At 55.3% G+C, this 3627-nt stretch carries 3 protein-coding genes and 1 pseudogene; all 4 read right to left on the bottom strand.

What is annotated here, in order from left to right; genetic code table 11:
• Positions 1–969: dimethylsulfone monooxygenase SfnG (gene sfnG, locus AC1D1Z_RS35165; protein ID WP_477853399.1), on the bottom strand; the 969-nt coding region annotated here is incomplete at its 3' end.
• Between the two features lie 22 nt (positions 970–991).
• The gene (gene msuE / locus AC1D1Z_RS35160) at positions 992–1579 is read right to left on the bottom strand and encodes an FMN reductase (RefSeq protein WP_065277594.1); all 588 of its coding nucleotides are present in this window, start codon (positions 1577–1579) and stop codon (positions 992–994) included.
• 794 nt (positions 1580–2373) lie between these two features.
• The gene (locus AC1D1Z_RS35155) at positions 2374–2592 is read right to left on the bottom strand and encodes a helix-turn-helix domain-containing protein (protein WP_065277596.1); all 219 of its coding nucleotides are present in this window, start codon (positions 2590–2592) and stop codon (positions 2374–2376) included.
• A 533-nt stretch (positions 2593–3125) separates the two neighbouring features.
• A pseudogene (locus tag AC1D1Z_RS35150) lies at positions 3126–3254 on the bottom strand (transposase); the annotation flags it as partial.
• Between the last annotated feature and the right edge of the window lie 373 nt (positions 3255–3627).

Genomic DNA, 3627 nt, shown 5'->3' with positions numbered 1-3627 from the left:
CTTCAGGCCGACAACTCGCTCGGCGACCTGGCGGGGTGTGCCGATGAGATTGGAGCGGAAACCATCATTGTACTGAACCAGATCCTCGAAAGAGGATTTCGCCCAGTTCCCCTCACCTTCCGGCGAGGATTTTCCGGCATTTTTCGCTTCATGGCCGAAAGCCTTGACGGCCTCGGGATTCGCCTTTTCGATGATCTCGGCCAGAACGGCGCGGGCTTCCTCTTCAGTCTCGCGCACGATTGCGAAGGCATTGACGCCGACGCGCACCGAGTGGCCGTTGGCTTTTGCCTTACCTTGAATATCGGCGACCTGCTTGCTGATTTCCTCTGGCGTGTTGCCGTTGGTAAAATACCAGTCGGAAACACGCGATGCCATGTCGCGCGCAGCGCGAGAAGAGCCGCCCTGGAAGATTTCCGGCTGCGGATCGATCGGCTTTGGCTTCAGCGAATAATTGTTGAAGCGATAGAAATCGCCGTGGAACGTAAAATTGTCTTCGGTCCAGATACCGCGCAGTGCGCGGATGAATTCCTCCGATCGGCGGTAGCGCTCGTCATGGTCCAGCCAGTGTTCGCCAATCGCGTGGAACTCGCCGCGGAACCAGCCACTGACGACATTGACGGCGACACGGCCATTGGTGAGGTGATTGATCGTCGCAATCTGCTTGGCCGCCAGTGTTGGGTTCCATGGTCCGGGCAGGATTGCAGCGATCACCTTCAGTGTCGTCGTCGATTCCAGCAGCGCATGGCTGAAGGAAACAGATTCATGCTGGAATTCGGCGCCATAGCCGGCCGTGAATCGGATCTGGCTCAGCGCATAATCGAAACCGCTGGCTTCGGCGATCTGCGCCAGTTTTCTGTTGTAGTCGATTGTCCAGCTCGTACGCTGCTCGATGTTGGAAATGACGAGGCCCCCCGAAACATTGGGGACCCAGTAGGCGAATTTGACCGGCTCTCTGCTGGCATAGGACATGATACACTCCCTCTTGGAACGGCTAGGCTGACGCGGCGACGAGCGCTGGACGGTTTCCATGAGCGCGAGCGGCAGCGGTGTGATCGGAGACCGGCAGGACCTGCGCCAGTTCTGAAACGGCGCGCTCGATGCGCTCGCGAACCACTGGACTGGTGATCTCATAATCCGCAAAATCGGTTTCAGTGGCGTAGATCGACGTCGGCAGCGTCAGGGCGTTGAAGAAGCCGAACAGCGGGCGCAGCTGATGTTCAGTCATCAAGCCGTGCAACGGTGTGCCGCCTGTGGCAGCGAGAATGACCCGCTTTCCGGCAAGTGCGCGGTAGTCGACAAGATCGAAAAGATGCTTGAGGGCGCCTGTATACGACGCCCGGTAGACCGGCGACCCGACAACCAGCACATCAGCCGCCTCGACTGCGTCGATGATCGCCCGCCCCTCCGCATCCAGCCGATCGGATCGAAGCGCCTTGAAGAGAATGGGGGCAGCGTCAACCAGTTCTATAGTTCGCCCGTCGAGACCTAGCTTCGCTGTGGCTGCCGACACGGTTGCTTCCACTAGAGAGGCAGTTCGCGATGGTCGTTTTACGTTTCCCGCAAGACCCAGAATTTTCATGCCGGCGACACCTTTGTTTGTTGTCTTAGTCTATCGATTTTATGAACTTTAGATAATGACATGATGCCAATATTTCTTTCAATCGTGGAATCTGATTTTGAAATGGCGCCGACTGGACGAAATAAAAACTTCAGCATGGCGTTCTATGTGGCGCAACAAGCTTAAAGCCATGTCGAGAGCGAAGAACTGTCAATGCCAAATGGGATGCGCTGGTGCTGGAGCCATAACGGAGCTCTCCCAACGATCGGGAGGCATATTTTCGTCCCGCCTCCCGCCCTTTGGACGGAATAATCCGAAAGTCAAAAAGGCCGAAATGCCATAGCAGTTACTTGGCGACGGGCCACCATTCCTAGACTAAAGAGGAGCATGCTCGATGGTATGCCCGAAACGCCTATCTATATGTAGCGCCATCCCGAATAAACGCATAAGCGACACAAGCAGCAAACAATCAGGTCAACCATGACACCTTACCTCACGAGACAGAAGCATGCTGAGGAAAGACTCGGTACAGCGCTTCAACAAATGAATGACGCAATCCGCGACGTACACAAATCCGGTATTGACGTCGATATCAGCACCCTCACCATGCACACGCCGCGTGGCCCGATGGTTCAAGTCGACCTCAAGACGTACCGCGTATATGGCGCGTCGCCAGTGTTGCGATTGGTGGAGGAATAAATGCGGTGAGATCGCTCGTTGATCACCGTGCTGCGATGATCGCGTGGCCGGGTTTCCACCATCGGCAGGCACCCTCCTTATGGCAGCTGCGTAACGACTTCAGCGCGACGCGTGTTTCAAATTTTGTCTAAAACTCCTAGAGCGGCCGCGGTCCTTCCTATCCTTGAAGCATCAAAATCCTCGTCGCTCTCAAGAGCTGTCAGCTCGGCCACAGTCAGACCAGTGGTTTCTGCGAGGTCGTCCAAAGAATAGCCGCGAGCCTGACGAGCCTCTGCAAGCAGGGCGCCAATGGATGGGAAAACAGGGGATTTCGCAATCTTCGAGGCCATGTTCATGTCTTTGAGCTTCCTTCTGGCGGCCGGAAAACAAACGGTTTTCTAGTTCCACCGCTACCGTCCGCGTCCGGTAGCCGACGATTTCTCCAATTTCCGCGGGCGCTCTTTCTAGCAGTTTGTGCGATGGRGTACAGGTCTGACGTGGTGAAGGAATGGACGACCCTTGCCTCCGGAGAAGCCAATCCTTCCTGCGATCGTCATTGGCGCCCGCTAGTGGAGTGACGTCTTGCTGCAATCGACATTGATCGCCGCACTCAAGTAAGGGCTTGGACTGAAGACGGGCAGCTTCGAGTGCCTCCTTTGAAATCCACGTCCTTCGGGTTGCTATATGTCAGGATGGAAGCGCCGTCTCAGTCGAACGCTTGCAAATCAGGTCGGCGAGCGGTTGGAAAAAATCATGGAAGACATCGGTGCGACGCCAACAAAGGACGGCTCCGTTACAAAGGCTTCAACAGGTGTGAACCAGCACTGCAGGAACATCGAAAGATGGTAGGAAAGTCTTCGGGAACCGCCGGCAACATGCCAGCGTACTATTTCTTCCAGTTGAAGTAAGTAGCCTGGCTGATCCTCGTTTTCCAGCAGATCTCAGCAACCGACACACCTTCATCACCCTGCTTCAAGATGAACGCCTTCTGCGCCTCCAAAAACTGCGATGCCTTCATCATCTTCCAACCCTACCGGAAAACACTGATGACCAGCGCAATCTAGCTACACCACTGCCTAAGGACGTCATCCCTGCAAGGATGAGGCCGGAGTATTTTTGACCGGGGCGGAACAGCACGGCACTTACCCCTTCCTGGTGCACGGGATCCCTCGGCGTGGCGCTTGATCATCATCCATGATCTCACCAGGACTAGCCAACAGCGTTTTTCGGTTGGGATAGGGTTGATGACAATCAACTTACGACATCGTCACCTTTGTCGGCTTCGCGACACGCGTTCTTCCTCCCCGATTCAGTTTTTTCGCCCACCTAACTGAAATTGCAGCAAATAATTGTTCGTCAGCTCCATCGGCGCGCATGGCATAGATCTTGTA

It is taken from the genome of Rhizobium sp. P1_E1 (assembly GCF_056406015.1).
The sequence above is the reverse complement of the archived record's forward strand: the minus strand, read 5'-3'. Positions and strand labels throughout refer to the sequence as shown.

Bases quoted from the DNA above. Each gene is read 5' to 3' on its own strand.
- msuE (WP_065277594.1), bottom strand. From the start codon at position 1,579: ATGAAAATTCTGGGTCTTGCGGGAAACGTAAAACGACCATCGCGAACT.
- AC1D1Z_RS35155 (WP_065277596.1), bottom strand. From the start codon at position 2,592: ATGAACATGGCCTCGAAGATTGCGAAATCCCCTGTTTTCCCATCCATT.